Raw genomic sequence first — 15,300 nt, 5'->3', positions numbered from 1 at the left:
AAACCAGACTTGAACCAGTGTGTCTTTGAAAATCGCAATCCCATTTTTCGGTACAGAAACGCACACTTACTGCTTTACCGAGGTGGATGAGCCCCAGGTATCCGAGAGCACGTAGCCTTGCGGATAAGGATCCGTCGGGTCGAGATAATAGCTATGCTGGCCCGTAATCCAGGCGCGGCCGGTGATCTCAGGAATGATGGCCCTGCGACCGGCGACCTCGGCAAGTTCCACGATCCTGCCGGTAAAACGGGATCCGATGATGGATTCGTGGATCAGAACCTCGCCGACGCGCATCAGGCCCCTCGCCTGCAGCACGGCCATGCGGGCCGAAGTGCCGGTTCCCGTGGGGCTGCGGTCGGAACGTCCGGGCGAAACGATGCAGGTGTTGCGTGTGACATTGCCAGGCCCCTGGAACGGCATGGCGAACTGCACGATCGAGACGCCGCGCACATTGTCGAACTCCGGGTGAACGACATCCAACTGCTCGCGCGCGGCGCGGCGAACCTTCTCGCCGGTTACCGCCAGTTCGCGCGCCTCGTCGGGTGTGACGGAGAAGCCGAGCGCCTTGGCGTCGACGATCGCGTAGAACATCCCCCCATAGGCGATGTCGACCTTCAGCGTTCCCTGGCCTGCCACCTCGATATTGACATCGAGGCGTTCGGCAAAGGCCGGCGCATTGCGAAAGGTGATCGACAGACATTTGCCGTCGCGGCATTCGGCGCGCACCTCGATGACGCCGCCCGGCATGTCCAGCTTGAAGCGCGTCTCGGGCTCGTTGATCGGCACCATGCCGGTCTCGAGCAGCACGGTGGCGACGCAGATCGTGTTGGAGCCCGACATGGGCGGATATTCCGTCGGCTCCATGATGATGGCGCCTGCGACGCAATCCTCGCGCGTCGAGGGGACCAGGAGATTGACGTGCCGGGCAACGCTGCCGCGCGGCTCGCAAATCAGCATGCGCCGGATATGGTCGTGATCACGTTCCATCGCGATCATCTTCTCCATCATCGTGCGGCCTGGCGGCGGCAGCACGCCACCGACGATCACGTCGCCGATTTCCCCTTCGGCATGACAACCGACGACGCGAATGCTGGCTTTCGTGCGCATTGTTGCTCCTGTTGACCGCGACTATTTGCTTGGCAAACAGCGGGGTATGCTCACTGACGTCGAAGCAGATAACGCCACACGAGGATATGCAGACCTGGCTGTGGTTGCTCGAAAAATCCTCCATCGCAATCCGGATCTGGTCCCGCAGATGATGGAAGAAGGCGCGCATGGAAAATCCGTACTCCCCGCTCAGCCCAGCCGACCAGATGCCCGGGCGTTTTCGGAGGGCGCCTTCATCAGCGCGAGCAGCTCTTCATAGAGCGGCGTTGGAATGGTCACGCCAGCGCGAAGGCTTCTGAGCCGAGCGTCGTATCTGCGCTGGGACGGCAATCGCGCATCCTGGCCGATGATCGCGTCAAAAAGCGTTTCGGCGCAGGCGAGATTTTTTCCGAGTGCATCGCCCAGGAACACGCTCGGATCGAATATCAGGATCAGTTCCCCATGGCATGGAATGGCGCCGAGCCCATCATCGAAGGCCTTCGATTCCATACTGATCATGTCGTTGATCAACGGCCCGGCCAGCAATTCCACCATGGTCGACATTGCCGATCCCTTGTGACCGCCGAAGGTCAGCATGGCGCCACGAAGCGCCTCGGCAGGGTCGACGGTCGGCCGACCAGCGGCATCGAGGGCAAGCCCAGGCGCAATGGTCTTGCCGGCCCGCCGGTGGAGTTCGATCTCGCCGCGCGCCGTAGCGCTCGTGGCGAAGTCAAACACGAATGGATGATGGTCTGCTCTCGGCCAGGCGAACGCGATCGGGTTGGTACCGAACAGCGGTCTTGTGCCGCCGGCCGGCGCAACCCAGCTGTGGCTTGGTGTCAGCGCGAGCGCCGCGAAGCCCTGTTCGGCCAGAGGTTCGATCTCGGGCCAAAGCGCCGAAAAGTGGTAGCATCTGTTGATCACGAAGGCGGCGAGACCTTGGCATCGAGCCTTTTCGAGCGCAAGGCCAATGCCTTCATTATAGGCGTAGGATGAAAAGCCGAAATCGGCATCGACCTTGACGATCGACGGCGCCCAGTCGATCACCCTCGGCTTTGCATCCTTGTTCACGCGACCCGTGCCCAGCACATGCGCGCAGCCGATCAATCGATAGAGCCCGTGCGAGTGACATTCGTCCCGCTGTCCGGCGACGATCACCGCGGCCACGGCCTCGGCCTGCTTCCCGCCCAAGCCATGGTCCAGAAGAACACGCAGGCAGAGATCGTGGGCTTCGTCAAGCGTGAGGGTGACGGTTTCAGCCATGGTATCCATTCGCGGCATGATGCTTGGGAGCGGTCGTTGCGAGCCTGTTCGCTGTTGCCATCATGAGCACCGATTAGCCAAGCGTGACCCAGATGGTCTTCAGCTGCATGTATTGATCGAAGGCTTCGAGACCCTTGTCATAGCCACCGAAGCCCGAGGTCTTGTAGCCGCCGAAAGGCGTGGTGATATCGCCCTCTCCATACCCATTGACCGCCACCGTTCCGGCTTGCACTCGACGGGCGACGCGGATCGCGACGTTGATGTCTGTCGAGAAGACGGTGGCCGCCAGGCCGTAGGGGATCGCGTTCGCGATCCGGATCGCCTCCTCCTCAGTGTCGAAGGGCAGGATCGCAACCACCGGCCCGAAAATCTCGTCCCGGGCCAACGCGCTATCTGGACGAACATCGTCAACGACGGTCGGCTCCACGAACCATCCACCGGTCTCGTGGAAGAGTTGGTTGCCGCCCGAAACGACTGTTGCGCCATCCTTGCGCGCCTGGTCGACCGCACCCAGTACGCGGGTCAAGGCGGAGGCTTCGATCAGCGGCCCGAGCTTGGTCGCCTGATCAGTAGGCTCACCGACGACCCAGCTTCTGGAAGCCTTGACCAACCGATCGACGAAATCCTGCTTGATGCTCGACTGGACGAGGATGCGGGAACCGCAAGTGCAGTTCTGGCCCATGTTCCAGAACGCGGCATTTGCAAGGTTCTCGGCGATCTGGTCAAGGTTTCCTGCGGCATCCGCCATGACGATCTGAGGGCTCTTTCCGCCGCACTCCAGCACGACCTTCTTTAGATTGCTGTCGGCCGAGTAGCGCAGGAACTGCCGGCCGATTTCCGTGGACCCGGTGAAGGAAATGACATCGACGTCGGGATGCAACCCGAGCGCCTTGCCAGCGATGTGCCCAAGGCCGGGCACCACATTGAAAACTCCAGCAGGAATGCCTGCCTCGAAGGCCAGTTCGGCAATGCGCAAGCTCGAGAGCGGCGCCAGCTCGGCCGGCTTGACGACGATCGAGTTGCCCGCCGCCAGCGCCGGGGCGATCTTCCAGGAGAGCGTGCCTGCCGGAAAATTCCAGGGCAGCACCATGCCGGCCACGCCGACGGGCTCGCGGACGATCAGACCGAGATTGCCCTCCCCCGTGGGCGAGATCTTGCCGAAGACCTTGTCGATGGCTTCGGCGTACCAGCGGATGTTGTTGACGACGTCGGGAACGTCCAAGTTCTCACAGTCGGCGATCGGTTTGCCTGCGTCGACGGAATCGAGGAGGGCGATCTCCTTTCCGTTGGCCTCGACGAGAGCCGCAAACCTCAGAAGCACTTTTTTGCGTTCTCGCGGCTCGATGCGGCTCCACGTGCCGGCTTCGAAGGCGGCGCGCGCGGCGCTGACCGCCGCATCGACGTCGCGCGCCGAGCACGCGGCCACTTTGATCAGCAGCTTGCCGGTCGCCGGATTAAAATTATCGAACTCGGACCCGTCTTCGGCATCGACGAACTTGCCGTTGATGAAGGCCTGGTTTCTCACTTTATCTGGGAGGCTTGTCATTTGGGTTCCACTAACGATCTTGAAATTTCACAGGACTTTGCTCAGGAAGGCCTTGGCGCGGTCGCTCTTGGTGTTGGTGAAGAGTTCGGACGGGCTGCCCTGCTCGACGACGACGCCCCCGTCCATGAAAACGACCATGTCGCCGACCTCGCGTGCAAAACCAATCTCGTGGGTGACCACGATCATGGTCATTCCGTCCACGGCGAGTTCACGCATCACGTTGAGCACCTCGCCAACCAGCTCCGGGTCGAGAGCGCTCGTCGGCTCGTCGAAGAGCATCAGTTTCGGCTTCATCGCCAGCGCCCGCGCGATTGCGACGCGCTGCTGCTGACCACCCGACAAGGTCCTCGGATAGGAAGCCGCCTTCGCGGTGAGGCCGACTTTTGCGAGCAGTTGCATGGCCTCGTCAGTCGCCTGCTTCTTGTCGACCTTCTTCACGCCGACGGGCGCTTCGATGATGTTTTGCAGCACCGTCATGTGCGGGAAGAGGTTGAAGCTCTGGAAAACCATGCCGATGTCGGCGCGCTGCCTTGCCACTTCGGCCTGCTTCATCTCGTAGAGCTTGCCGGCCTGCTGGCGATAGCCGACCAGCTGGCCGCCGACCTGCAGCAGGCCTTTGTCGATGCGTTCGAGATGGTTCATGCAGCGCAGGAACGTGCTCTTGCCCGAGCCGGAAGGCCCTAGGATACAGGCGACCTTTCCGTATTCCACGGCGAGATCGACACCTTTCAGAACCTGGAGATGTCCGAACGATTTCTCGACGCCACGAGCGACGACCGCAAAACCCTGCGCCGGCCTGAAACTGGAATTGGGTGCTGGCATCTCAGGCGCTCCCCACAATTTGGGCCGAAGCGTCCGTGACATCGTCGGAGGGCACCATCGCTGTCCTGCGGTCGCTTCTGCCGAAATGCCGCTCCAGGAAATATTGCCCGATCGACAGAACCGTCGTCAGGACGAGATACCATATGGAGGCCACGATCAGCAGCGGTATGGTCTGGAAGTTCGCCGAGTAGATAAGCTGCGCCGAATACAACAACTCCTGAAGCGCGATGACGCTGACCAGCGACGTGGTCTTCAGCATGCCGATGAGCTGATTGCCTGTCGGCGGAATGATAACGCGCATCGCTTGCGGTAGGATTATGCGCCACATGACGCGGAAGTTCGACATGCCGAGCGCCTCGGCCGCTTCTCTCTGCCCCACTGGTACCGAATTCAATCCAGACCGCACGATCTCGGACATGTAGGCCCCCTCGTTCAGGCCCAACCCCAGCAGAGCTGCGACATAGACTGTAATGTATTGGTTGGCATCGAAATTGCCGAGACTCGGACCGAACGGGAATCCGAGGGTGATTTGCGGGTAGAGCGCGGAAAGGTTGAACCAGAAGATGAGCTGGACCAGCAACGGGGTGCCGCGGAACACCCATAGATACCCTGAAGCCACGCTTGCCAGCACCGGGTTCTCGGATATCCGCATGAGCGCGATTGCCGTGCCCAGGACGATGCCGATCGCCATGGCGGCAATGGTCAGCCAGATCGTCATCAGCAGGCCCGAGATGATGGAATCGTCGAGCAGGTACTGGAGCACGATCTCCCATTTGAAACGCGGATTGGTGATCATCGAGACGACCAACCCGGCCAGAACCACCAGCAGAACCGCCGCGGCCAGCCAACGCCCGTAATGCCTTAGTGGGACAACAGGCATTTTTTCCATGTCCTGACTGGGGGAGCAGCTTGATGGATCTTTCACGCGCATTCCCCTGAGGGTCCTCCTTGCATTTTGCACTGGCAATTTACGGCGCGAACAGGTAATCGATAACCGGTAGCCGTTTACATAGTGGCGGCCGCTGCTCGCGCAGTCAAGGGGCGCGCGCTCGAAAATGACAGGAGAAGTCGTTTGGGAGGCAGGAATCAATGGTCCAACTGGGGCGGCAACCAGACCTTTCACCCGACTAGGATCATCACGCCGGCAGACGAGGCGGAGGCGATCTCGGAAATTCGCGCCGCTATTGCGCAGAAGCAATCCGTGCGGGTGGCGGGTGGCGGTCACTCCTTCACGCCGGTCGTTCAGACAGAGGGCGTTCTCTTCGATTTCTCGAAGCTCAGCGGCGTGATCTCGGCAGACCGGTCGAGCAAGCGAGCCGAGGTCTGGGGAGGATCGAAGTTGGCGGCCCTGGGAGCTCCGCTGTGGGACCAGGGACTGTCGATTGCCAACCAGGGCGATGTCGACGTCCAATCCATCTCAGGCGCGGTCGCCACGGGAACCAAGGGGTCGGGAACGGCCTTTGGGTCGATGTCATCAATGGTCACCAGCATGCGGATCGTCAACGGCCAGGGCGACATCGTCGACATCGATCAATCCGATCCCGAGCGGCTGCGGGCCGCCCAGCTTTCCCTCGGATTGCTCGGGCCGGTGCTGAGGGTAGGCCTGCAGCTCGTTCCGGCCTACGGGCTGCGTGAGGAAAACATCGTCCTGCCGATGACCGAGGTGCTGCGGCAATGGGACTTCCTTCTTTCCGAATACCGGCATTTCTCCTTCTGGTGGATGCCGACCGATCGATCGTCGCACATGTACAAACTGGGTGATGTCCCGGCCGATCATTGCTTCGTAAAGTTGCTGAAGGAAGTTCCTGCCGACCAACTGGAAGTACCGGTTGGCGAAATGAACCGGCGCACGGATCGAGCCTATCGCATCTATCCGGACGGCACGACCATCGCCGAATTCCACGAGCTCGAATACATGGTCCGCGCCACCGATGCCCGCGCCGTCGTGGAGCTGATGCGTGACCTGATGTGGAAGCGGTTCCCAGACGAAATATCGCCGCTTCAGGTCCGCTGGCAGAAGCCGGATCAGGCGTATCTGTCGGCCCAGAGCGGCAGGGACAGTACGTCAATCTCCGTCTCGGGCGAAATCGGCCGGGACTATCTCCCCTTCCTGCGCGCTGTCGATCAGGCGCTGCTGCCATTTTCTGCCCGCCCGCATTGGGGCAAGCTTCATTTCCTCGACCGGGATCGCGTGGAGCGGCTCTATCCCGATTTCGCGCGCTTCCAGAAGGTCAGGCAGGAAATGGATCCGCACGATCTGTTCCTCAACCCGCACCTTGCCGACCTCTTCGGCTGAGCATCGATCGGGCGATGGGCAGCGACTTTTCAGACCTTGGAAAATCGCCCTTCGACGTCTTGGTCGTCGGCGCCGGCATAAATGGCTGCGCGGCGGCGCGGGAACTTTCCGGGCTCGGCCATAGCGTTGTCCTTGTGGATCGCGCCGACCTTGGCGGAGCAACGACCGCCCGATCGGGACGCGTCCTGCATTGCGGCCTGCAGCTACTCGCGCCCAGGCGATCCATCGCCGATTACCTGAAGAATCCCCAGGAGCTGGCGACGCGTCTTCGGTCTGCCAGGCGAGCCGCCCTGGATTTCGGGGAGTTCTGCCGCGAGCGCTCGGTGCCGCTCGAGCCCATGACGATCTTCGTGCCGATCTTTCGCGACAGCCCCTACACCGGATGGCAGATCGACTTCGGCGCAACGATCATCAGAGCATTCGCAGGCAATGGGGCGAGCTTCCAATATCGTCGCTTGGACCTTGCCGAGAGTCGCTCCAATCCGTACGTCGCGGATCTCGGCAAGCGTGACGCGCTCCGATCTCTGGTTTCGTTCCAGGACTTCCGGTTCTACTGGCCAGAGCGGATCGCGATCGACGCCGCCCTTGCCGCCGAGCGAAATGGTGCAATGCTTCTCAACTTCACCAAGGTTGGTGATCTGCGGCGCGCATCGGATGGCCTGTGGCACGCAAGGCTTCAGCAAATTCGAGATGGCGAGCGGGAAGCGGATGTGTGTGCGCGTGTCGTCCTCAATCTGGCTGGTGTCTGGGTAGACGACGTGATTGCCAGCGCGACGCCCAAGGCAGCCGTCGTGCGGAAGGTCGTCGCGGTTAAAGGCGTCTATCTGCTGGTGAAGCTGCCAGAGCGATATCGCGCCCTCGGCTTGGCCGGAACGAACAGCATCGGTGAGCCGATCTGTTGCCTGCCCTGGGATGATCTCCATTATGTCGGCCCGACCGAAACGCCATTCACCGGCGCGCTTGAGGATGTCAGGCCGCAAGAGGAAGACATCGCATTCCTGCTGGCCGAGCTGCGCAAATTTGCACCGGGCCTTTCAGTCAACCGAAGCAGCATTGTGATGGCCTGGGCCGGGCTGCGGCCGATCACCGTCAGAGATGGGTACCCCAAAGGCCGACGATTGCCGTTCAACGTGATCCACGACCTGACTGCGGAAGGGATGCCGAATATGCTGGCGCTGAGCTGGGGGATCGTTGCAAATCATCTCTCGACCGCCCGAGCCTTGGCCAGGGCAGTCTCTTCGAAAATTCGGCCATTGAAGTCCGCGCCAATGCACCCGGGCGGACACGTTGCCCTTCCCCGAACCGGACGCCGGCTGCAGGACGACTATCCGGCCACGGTCGATGACGTCAGGTTCTGCGTCGAGCACGAGCACGCAAAAGACCTGAACGGTGTATTGTTCAGCAGGACAGGCCTCGGCTGGACTGGCCGCATGACGGCCGAAGCCGTGCACGTCGCCGCGAACGCGATGGCGCCGCTCCTCTCATGGAGTAGCAGCAGAACGCAGGACGAATGCGACGCGTTCAGAGCAAGGTTGAAGGCCGACCATTGCTACGAACTGATGATGTGAGGGCCTGCCGGTCGGCCGTCAAACCTGCGATGGCCGACGACGCCCATTCAGTCATGACCTAAAAAAATCCCGCCTCGAACAATGAGGCGGGATCGCAGTTCAAAGCGGATATCAGAACCCGTATTTGGGAGGCGTCGAGCCCTCCTTATAGATGACGGCTTCCTTTGCCGCTCCATAGGAGGTGTCGTTCTTCTCGAGGATTTTCGCGTATTCGCCACTGCTGATAAGGTGATCGTAGGCCGCTTTTATAGCGGCGAGCAGCTTTTCAGAATTCTCGTTGCGGGCAACGGCGGTGGCGGTCGGCCCTCCCCCGATCTCGCCCGAGGCATCGAGGCCGCCATCCATGTGGATCGATTCCTGGGCGCCGCCGCGGTTGATCAGGACGCCCTCGACACGGCCACTGTTGAGCGCCAGCACGGCGTTGCTGATCGAAGGAAAAGCGCTAACCGTTGCTGCCTTGGAGCACTTCTTCGACGCCGCGTTGAGCGTCTCCAACTCGGCTGAGCCCGCCATCGCACCCACGATATGGCCGCAAATGTCGGTCAGGGCAGTCGGCTTATAGCTTTTCGCCTTGGTGACAAGGAACGAGCTGTAGTCCTGCCAGCTGGTGACGAAGTCCGCCACCTTGAGGCGCTCGGCGGTCACATAAAATTCGCCGTAGGAAATATCGTACTTGTTCGCCTGCAACCCTGTCAGCGCTGCCGCAAACGGGATGAGGCTGACTTCAGCCTTCAGGCCGAGCACATCGGCCACCGCATGCGCAAGGTCCGGGTCCATCCCCTTGAGGTCGGCGCCTTCCTTATAGGCGAGAGGCTTGCCGACGTCCGGCACGGCGATGCGAAGCACGCCGGCGTCCTGGATGGCTTTCGGCAGGAGAGCCGCGACAGCATCCACCTTTTCCGCTTGTGCATTGGCAATGGGCATCAAGGACATGCCGGTCATTGCTGCTATCACGCACAAGGCATTCCGTCTGTTGAAGATCATTCCCGTTCCCTCCGGATTTTTGTGTCGGTTAGAGTTTGCCCAAAGCCCGCGCCGCGCGTTGACAATGATGGCTTACGTGTAATATATTACCGCTTACCGATTGCTTTGACAAGCGCGTTCTTTTGAAGGCCATGCTACGGTGTCGCAACCGAGCCGGTCATGGCATCGACCAGATGAGCCACAGGATTGGGACAACAACCGAATGACGGATACTCACTACGACGCGATTGTGATCGGTGGCGGGCCAGCGGGGATTGCCGCGGCCTGGGAACTTCGGGATCGAAGCATCCTGGTTCTGGAAAAGACAAACCGGCTCGGCGGCCGGCTTTATTCACTCAGCAGAGGCGACTACTGGCTCAATCTAGGCGGCCATCTGTTTCCGGCGGCCGGTTCGCATATGCGCAACATCCTGCATTCGATCGGCCTCGATGTCATCCGGATCCCCGGCAACAAATTCGCGATCTATTGGGGTGGGAAGGTCTACAAGCCGAAGGCCGTGGCAGCACTTCCACTGACGCTCAAGATGAGCCTTCGCGAGCGCCTTTCGCTCGCCTCCATCGGACTTCGCATGCTCAAGGCGGTCAAGGGCTGGCAGCAAGCCATGCAAACTGTCTATGGCGAGACCAATCAACGGCGCCGGGCCAGGGTCGCCCGATATATGGCGGACATCTCGTTCCGCGACTTCATCGGCCACCCGCCCAAGCGCGTCGAAGCGCTATTCCAGTCGGCGGCTCGCCGCGCCGCCGCGGAAATGGAAGACCAGAACGCTGGCGTCGGCGTGTCACTGTTCGGCGCGGTCTGGGCCGGCAAGGGCGACTCGATGGCCCTCAACCTCAATGGCGGCTCTGGCCGGCTGGGTGAGGTGATGATGGAACTGCTCGGCGACAGGGTGCAATACAACGCCACGGTGAAATCGGTCGAGAAGGCCGGCGACAAGGTGACCGTGACCTATGAAGCGAATGGAGGCACCAATACCGTTTCCGCCTCGCAGGTGATCGTCGCCGTTCCAGCCTACCAGGCGGCCGAGATCGTCCGCGACATACCCGAGGAGGTGCGGGCGACGCTGAAGAATGTGCAGTACGGACCGTTCCCCACGATGGGCATCATCACCGATGAAACCGGACCGATGCCCTATGACGACATCTATGCCATCACCACGCCGGATGCCTCGTTCGACATGTTCTTCAACCACGCCAATCCGCTGCGCACAGGCCCAAGAAAGCCGGGCGGCAGCCTGATGGTCTATTCCGGCGGAACACCGGCGCGGGAGATGCTCAAGCTTTCGGACGAAGAGATCCGCGATACCTACCTCACGGATGTCTACAGGATGTTTCCGGAGCTGAAAGGCCACATCAAGGAGGCAATCGTGCAGCGCTGGGTTCCCGGCAATACCTATCGCCCCGCCGGCTTCAATTTCGAACCCATGCTCACCTATTGCGAAAGGGGCGACGTCGACATCCATTTCGCCGGCGACTATTTCGCCGAGATCGGCAACATGGAAATCGCGGCCGGGTCCGCGCATGAAGCCGCTAGGCGCGCCAGAGCCCGCTTGATGGATAAGGAACAGAACGCTGCCATGCTGAAGGTCGTCGGCAGATCCAGATGAACGACCGAACAGTTCGATTTGGCCTGATAGGCGCCGGTGTCGCCTCGGAAACCCACGCTCGTGAACTGAAACGCGTCGCAGGCGCCTCGCTGGAGGCAGTCTTTGCGAGAGACCAGACAAAGGCGGCGGCCTTCGGCGCTGCCTTTGCCGTTCCGCGCTGCTATTGCGACATCTCTAAATTCCTGGCGGACCCGGATATCGACGCGGTGATCATCACGACCCCGAACGGCCGGCATCTGGACTACGCTATAGCGGCCGCAGAGGCCGGCAAGCACGTCATCATCGAAAAGCCGCTGGAGATAAACGAAGAGCGTGCGTTGAGGATCGTCGCGGCATGCCACGACGTCGGCGCGCGGCTATTTGTCATTTACCAGCGACGATACTCCGCTGCGGCTGAGCAGGCGGTGTCGGATATCCGCAACGGCAGGCTCGGGCGGGTAATCCTGGTCAACATCGTCGACAATCAATATCGCTCGCCTGCCTACTACCGGAAGGACGCTTGGCGAGGCACCAAGTCGATCGAGGGTGGCGGCTGTTTGATTACGCAGTCAACCCATCTCATCGATCTCGCGCAATATCTGGTGGGGCCGATCCGATCGGTATTTGCCAAGACGGGAACCACGTATCACGAGATCGAAACCGAAGACGTAGCCGTGGCGGTCTTCGAATTCGAAGGCGGCGCCATCGGCACATTGTCCTCGTCGACCGCGGCATTCCCCGGACAACGCCACCTCGTGACCATTTCGGGGACCGAAGGCTCCATTATCATCAATGGCGAGCACGACGAGATCGTGTTCCGGCAGGCGAAGAACGAGCCGGTCGCTTCAAGGATTCCGGAAAGCTTCAGTTTTGGAGATCCGATCGAGCCTCGCGACTATCCAACGGACGGTCAGCGCAAACAACTGCAAGCGATCGTCAGCGCCCTGGTCGACCCACATGCGCCTGCCACCGAGGATATCGAAGCTTTGATGGCCGTACGCGTGATCGACGCAATCTATCGCTCATCCTCCGAGGGCAGGCCTGTTGAGGTCCGACACACGTAAGCCGTGAGCGACCCGTCGAAATAGTGCCTGTCGGATGCAATGGACAAACGGGATTTCACGCGTATTGAGTTTTCTCACCTGTGATGCGAGACTCGCCGATGGATCGCATGTTATCGGTAATCACTCACCTGTCGAGGCCGTGAATGGAAAACCGATTGCACCAAACCAACCTGAGAGACCAGGCTCTCGAGGTCTTGAAGCTGCGGCTGATCTCAGGCGACCTGGCTCCCGGGCAGATCTATTCGGCGGCATCATTGGCCGCGGAACTGGGCGTGTCCAACAGCCCGGTCCGGGAAGCCATGCTGACGCTTGTCAACCAGGGCCTGATGGAGGCCGTCAGGAACCGCGGCTTCCGCGTCGTGCCGTTGAGCGAGAAAGAGCGGCGCAACATCTACGACCTGCGCCTTCTCGTCGAAATACCATCGATGGCGCGCCTCGCTTCGATGAAGGGGAAGGTCGCGCCTCGCAAGGATGAGTTCTCCAAGATCGCGTCCGACATGGTCCGGTGCGCGAAAAAGGGAGACATTGTCGGATATCTGGACGCGGATCGGCGCTTCCATATCGGGCTGCTCGAGATCCTCGAAAACGACCAGCTCACCGCCATTGTGGAGAACCTGCGCGATATGTCACGCCAATATGGCCTCAAAGCGCTTTCGGAAAGCGGTGCCCTGGTGAAATCGGCCGAGGAGCATCAGCCGGTCCTTGATGCTTTGGTTGCCGGCGACCAGAAACTGACCGCCAAACTGATGACCGAGCATCTGAGTCACCTGGTGACCGACTGGGCCTGATTGCGGCGAGGTCCCCATAAAGAAGGTGGGCGCCCAAGGCGCCCTCCCGTCGTTTCAGTGCCTGGCCCTTGTGAGCAGGATCGGGTCGACCTTGGACAGCGCCGCTTCCAGCTTTTCCATCTGCACGGTCGAGTATGGCCGGATCGGTGCGCGGACGCTGCCGACAGGTAGGCCGAGAATTTCGCAAGCCGCCTTGACACCGCTGTTGTAGGCGCCGTTTCCCAGCACGCGGATCACCGGATTGATCTGCCGCCAGATCTTCGCCACGGTCGCAGCATCTTCCTCCTGGCTGGCCTTGTGGAGCCTGGCCAGCGCTGGGGCCATGAAGTTCGCAACGCCCATGACCATGCCCGGCGCCTTCAACATCAAGGCAGGCAATATCAGGACATCCTCGCCGTTCAGGAACGTGATCCTGTCAGCGTGATCGGAGATCAGCGTGTTCATCTGCACGATATTGGCGGACGAATCCTTGACGTATTTCACCTGAGGGATTTCGGTCGCCAGCCGGACAAGAAAATCCACGTCGAGGTGCAACCCGGTAGCCGGCGGAAAATTGTACGCACAAATGGGCAGACTGGTCGCGTCCGCGACCGCGGCGTAGTAGGCAAGCGCTTCCTCCAGGCCGATTGGCTCATAATACGGCGTCGCCAGCATGATCGCGGTGGCTCCGATCTGCTCGGCGTGCTTCGAAAGTGCAATCGCCTCCCTTGAAGAGGTCGCACCGGTATGAGCAAGTACGGCAACTCGTCCTGCTGTCTGCTCGACGACGATCTCCACCAGCTTCAGCCTCTCTCGGTGAGACAGGACCGAGAACTCGCCGGTGCCGCCCGCGGGCACAAACCCGTCGACCCCGTCGGCGATGTTCTGGTCGACGAGCTTTCGCAGCGCCGCCTCGTCGATTTGCTCACCGTCGGACGTGAACGGTGTGACGATTGCGGAAAGTACACCCTTGAGGGCCATTATGTTCTCCTGTGTCGAACCATCAAAGCAGCGTGAAAGCAGCTGCCCGGGAACCGTCGCTATCGGCAGCGGTCGCATGAACGTCGAGGTAGGCCGGTGCCGCCGACCACGTTGCGGACAAGACGCCGATCGCCACCGTTACCTGACCTCAAAAAGCGCCGGGCCGATCGCCTTCACGTCGACGCAAATGCCGAGACCCGGCCCGTCCGGCGCCCTGCCGCGGCCTCGGCTGGAGCGCGGCAGATATCCAGCCACATGCTCCTTCGTCCAATCGTTGAAGAACGATGCGTGCAGCAAGGCTTCCGGCTGGGTGCTAGCGGCCACATGGGACACGGCAGCCGTGGTGACGTCGCCGCCCCATACGTCTTCGATGCACATCGTCATTCCCAGATCCTGCGCTTGGCCGCGCATACGGACTGCGCCGGTGATGCCGCCGACACGGCCGAGCTTGATGTTTACGGAGCCAGCGCCTGCTTCGTATTTCGCGCGATAGAGCTCCGCGGAATTGACGACGGACTCGTCCATGACCAGCGGGAGCGAGCTCATTTTCTGGACGATTGCGCAGTCGGCAGTGTCGCGGCAGGGCTGCTCGACATAGACCTTAAGACCCGCCAGCTCGCGCACCGCGATAATGCCGGCCTGGAGATTCCAGCCGCCGTTTGAGTCTGCAATGATCACGGCGTCACCCCCGCAGGCTTCGACGACACTGCGAGTGCGTCTGGCGTCGTCAAAGGGATCGTTGCCCACCTTGACCTGAAATCGATTGATCCCGGCTTCGCCTCGCATTCTGACGAAGTCGGCCATCTGCTCAGGCGAAGTCAGGGGAACAGCTTCATAGAGCGGGAAATCGTCCTGCGCTGTCCCGCCAATCAAGGTCGAGATCGGCAGATTGGCGACCTTTCCCAAAATATCCCAACAGGCGATGTCGATAGCGCTCTTGGCATTGTTCTGCCCCAGCAGGACGGCATCCATCGCCCGGTGCACTTTCGACAGATTGGTCGGATCAAGGCCGATCAAAGCAGCGGCAAGGACCCGGACGGCTTCCCGCGTGCCTTCCGCAAAGCTCGGCAGATAGGTCCCGCCGAGCGTGCTGCTTTCGCCCCATCCCTCAAGGCCCGCGTCGGTGCGGATCCGCACGAGCGTCGACGCCTGGCTTTGCGCGGCGCGGCCCTTCGACATCACATACTCGCCATGCGCGTAGGTGAGTTCGTATCCGAAAGCGTCGATCGAGGCGATTTTCATTATCTGTCCCAGCAACAGCCACAACAATGGTTAGTGGTAACCGGTAATATGTCACCTTCTACCCTGTTGTCAATTGCTCAATAAACGGATAGAGAA

The 15,300-nt window shown here is 60.9% G+C and carries 13 protein-coding genes; 5 read left to right on the top strand and 8 right to left on the bottom strand.

Annotation, left to right across the window (positions count from 1 at the left end):
• Positions 1-66: 66 nt before the first annotated feature.
• From FJW03_RS01205 to FJW03_RS01185, 5 genes are all read right to left on the bottom strand, one after another.
• Complete coding sequence (locus FJW03_RS01205) at positions 67-1,107, bottom strand: proline racemase family protein (protein WP_140762679.1); 1,041 nt, start codon at positions 1,105-1,107, stop codon at positions 67-69.
• 189 nt (positions 1,108-1,296) lie between these two features.
• Entirely contained in the window at positions 1,297-2,349 is a 1,053-nt protein-coding gene (locus tag FJW03_RS01200) for an Ldh family oxidoreductase (RefSeq protein WP_140762676.1), read from the bottom strand.
• 73 nt (positions 2,350-2,422) lie between these two features.
• Positions 2,423-3,895, bottom strand: a complete 1,473-nt coding sequence (locus FJW03_RS01195; protein WP_140762673.1) for an aldehyde dehydrogenase — start codon at positions 3,893-3,895, stop codon at positions 2,423-2,425.
• 27 nt (positions 3,896-3,922) lie between these two features.
• Positions 3,923-4,717, bottom strand: a complete 795-nt coding sequence (locus FJW03_RS01190) for an amino acid ABC transporter ATP-binding protein (protein WP_140762670.1) — start codon at positions 4,715-4,717, stop codon at positions 3,923-3,925.
• 1 nt (position 4,718) lies between these two features.
• A complete protein-coding gene (locus tag FJW03_RS01185; protein ID WP_226890545.1) occupies positions 4,719-5,597 on the bottom strand; it encodes an amino acid ABC transporter permease in 879 nt (292 codons plus the stop codon).
• Between the two features lie 192 nt (positions 5,598-5,789).
• Between FJW03_RS01185 and FJW03_RS01180 the strand changes: the two genes are divergently transcribed.
• Both FJW03_RS01180 and FJW03_RS01175 read left to right on the top strand, forming a co-directional pair.
• Positions 5,790-7,013: a D-arabinono-1,4-lactone oxidase gene (locus FJW03_RS01180; protein WP_140762667.1), complete on the top strand. Its 1,224-nt coding sequence runs from the start codon at positions 5,790-5,792 to the stop codon at positions 7,011-7,013.
• 14 nt (positions 7,014-7,027) lie between these two features.
• Positions 7,028-8,581, top strand: a complete 1,554-nt coding sequence (locus FJW03_RS01175; protein WP_140762664.1) for an FAD-dependent oxidoreductase — start codon at positions 7,028-7,030, stop codon at positions 8,579-8,581.
• A gap of 111 nt (positions 8,582-8,692) precedes the next feature.
• Here FJW03_RS01175 and FJW03_RS01170 read toward each other — a convergent pair whose 3' ends face one another.
• The gene (locus tag FJW03_RS01170; RefSeq protein WP_210240584.1) at positions 8,693-9,523 is read right to left on the bottom strand and encodes a transporter substrate-binding domain-containing protein; all 831 of its coding nucleotides are present in this window, start codon (positions 9,521-9,523) and stop codon (positions 8,693-8,695) included.
• A gap of 244 nt (positions 9,524-9,767) precedes the next feature.
• On the opposite strand from FJW03_RS01170, the gene FJW03_RS01165 reads away from it, so the two are divergent.
• The 3 genes from FJW03_RS01165 (at position 9,768) to FJW03_RS01155 (ending at position 13,002) form a co-directional block, all read left to right on the top strand.
• On the top strand, positions 9,768-11,171 hold the full coding sequence (locus FJW03_RS01165) for an NAD(P)/FAD-dependent oxidoreductase (RefSeq protein ID WP_140762658.1): 1,404 nt from the start codon (positions 9,768-9,770) through the stop codon (positions 11,169-11,171).
• A complete protein-coding gene (locus FJW03_RS01160) occupies positions 11,168-12,214 on the top strand; it encodes a Gfo/Idh/MocA family protein (protein ID WP_140762655.1) in 1,047 nt (348 codons plus the stop codon). Before FJW03_RS01165 ends, FJW03_RS01160 begins: the two co-directional genes overlap by 4 nt.
• Positions 12,215-12,369: 155 nt before the next feature.
• On the top strand, positions 12,370-13,002 hold the full coding sequence (locus FJW03_RS01155) for a GntR family transcriptional regulator (RefSeq protein WP_210240583.1): 633 nt from the start codon (positions 12,370-12,372) through the stop codon (positions 13,000-13,002).
• Between the two features lie 54 nt (positions 13,003-13,056).
• On the opposite strand, the gene FJW03_RS01150 is transcribed toward FJW03_RS01155, so the two are convergent.
• The gene (locus FJW03_RS01150) at positions 13,057-13,962 is read right to left on the bottom strand and encodes a dihydrodipicolinate synthase family protein (RefSeq protein ID WP_140762649.1); all 906 of its coding nucleotides are present in this window, start codon (positions 13,960-13,962) and stop codon (positions 13,057-13,059) included.
• Positions 13,963-14,100: 138 nt separating this feature from the next.
• Positions 14,101-15,204 (bottom strand): mandelate racemase/muconate lactonizing enzyme family protein, encoded by a 1,104-nt coding sequence (locus FJW03_RS01145; protein WP_140762646.1) that lies wholly within the window; start codon positions 15,202-15,204, stop codon positions 14,101-14,103.
• Positions 15,205-15,300 lie beyond the last annotated feature (96 nt).

The organism is Mesorhizobium sp. B4-1-4, assembly GCF_006439395.2.
In the GTDB taxonomy this organism is placed as follows: domain Bacteria; phylum Pseudomonadota; class Alphaproteobacteria; order Rhizobiales; family Rhizobiaceae; genus Mesorhizobium.
Note: the sequence above shows the minus strand (reverse complement) of the source record. Positions and strands in the feature narration are given on the sequence as shown.